General features: G+C 35.5%; 2 protein-coding genes and 1 pseudogene. All 3 read right to left on the reverse strand.

What is annotated here, in order from left to right; all coding sequences use genetic code 11:
• A pseudogene (locus tag ABZA26_RS14120) lies at window positions 1-265 on the reverse strand (hypothetical protein); the annotation flags it as partial.
• Window positions 266-1,447, reverse strand: coding sequence for a hypothetical protein (locus ABZA26_RS14125; RefSeq protein ID WP_372715131.1), 1,182 nt, complete (start codon window positions 1,445-1,447; stop codon window positions 266-268).
• 78 nt (window positions 1,448-1,525) lie between these two features.
• On the reverse strand, window positions 1,526-1,883 hold a 358-nt coding region (locus ABZA26_RS14130; protein WP_372715132.1), incomplete at its 5' end, for a 4Fe-4S binding protein.

A 1,883-nucleotide genomic window follows, 5' to 3' on the forward strand; every position in this document is an offset into this window, starting at 1 on the left:
CATAATCCACAGGACAGGTCAGATCATTTAAAAACAGAATAGTATCTACATCGATATTTTTAGTATAATTGCTGAGAGGTTTTTCTAAATCTTTCAAGAGCACAATTTCACCGAAGGGCCCTCCTATTTGGACCATTGACAGTCTTCCGTTGTTCCAGAGGCCACCTGTAAATTCTATAAATATATCTATAAATGATATGCTTTCATCTATTTCATATGTACCCGGGTTGTTTATTTTCCCGAACAAAGTAAATTTTTTAATCATTTATTTTCCTCCTCTGATTTTATCTTTATCTATAATATCAGTCATAACATTATACATGTTGTATTCAGGTAAACTTTGATTTACAATTTTATCATATCCAAATCTGCTTACCGGACAAACTTTGAGGCAGTGTCCGCAGTATCTGTTTGTAGCCATGGACCAGCCGCAGCTTTTTCTAACTGATCTTCTTTTAAATTGACCGAACCACTCATGCTCATCTTTAGGAATACTTGATACAGGACAGGTTTTATAGCACATCCTACACCTTGCACAAAACTCTTCAAAGTTCATGTCTTCTGTTGCATGGTCTAACTCAATGTCAGCATCTATGGTTACACAGCATAGTCTCAATCTAGTTCCGTACTCTTTGGTAATCAGTAAGCCATGGGTCGAATACATTCCAAGACCGGCATTTACTGCATGAGGGGGAAAGTTTATCTCATCACCTAATGCTGGAGTTGAAAGAGCCTTATATCCCTTACTTCTGATAAAATCGGCTACTTTATTTGCAGCATCTCCTGCCTCACCGTATATGTGCCAGTCAAATATTTTCCCTGTATTTTTTGTAGGATAAGGTATCTCTTCTATCTGATCTGCCTCCATCTCCATACCTAATATAAGCATAGTGTCATATGGGAAAGAGTCGTCAAAGCCCTCATTAATATACCTTCTGTCAACTAAGGTAAAAGCTCCAATCATTCCCAGGTTTTCCACATATTCCAGGATATCTTCTTTAAGCCGCTTTAAGTCTTTTATAGGTTTAACTTTACCGGTTTCTATGTCTGATTCCAGTTTTTTATTAAATTCCGGATTTTGTTTTGACAGAACGATCCCCTTCATTACCCTTTGTACATCTTCTTTGAAAACTTCTCTGATTTTAGGAGTCAGACCATCTTCTTCAACATACTTTGCCATGTTTTTGATATAGTCTGAATCGATATCTATAGAATCCCCTTTACCATCACCTGGATGGATAGATGTATAGTGATCAAATAACTCTCCGTCTATTTTTACATAGGGATTATTATCTGTCAGTTCTTTTCCTAGGTTATCCTTGGTATAAGTATAGAAAAACTCTTTGTCATTCCTTAAAATTCCTTTTTTACTAACTTTAAAGGGCGCTCTCTCACTAACCTTTGGCACATCTAAATCTAAAGTGTTATTAAATCCGTTGTCTCTCACTACTATCCCTCCTTAAATTATTCTCAGTAGTTCTATAGAGTTTTGAAAAAATATCTGAAAATTTCACTAACAGGTTTTTTAGTTGCTGATCTTCTTAAGGAATATTTCAATCTTCCCATATGAAAGTGTATCTTTTACCGGACAGCTGCTTATACACTTAAAACAGTTTATGCACTGGGGATTTCTGATGCTATCCTTATCTGAAACAGCAATATTCATAGGACATACCTTATTGCATTTTTTGCAGTTTACACAACTTTTTTTATTTCTTTTGACTGAAAAAAATCTAGTCAAACTTGCAATCCCGAACTTGGTTCCGTCTATGCACAGATAATTACAAAAGGGTCTTTGAAATAAAGTTGAAACAATCAGAAAGCTAGCCATGATAAGCAATGATACTGAAATGATTGCACCAGAAAAATCACTTACAGTAGAG

The sequence above is a fragment of the Ilyobacter sp. genome, assembly GCF_041583315.1.
Taxonomy (GTDB): Bacteria; Fusobacteriota; Fusobacteriia; order Fusobacteriales; family Fusobacteriaceae; genus Ilyobacter.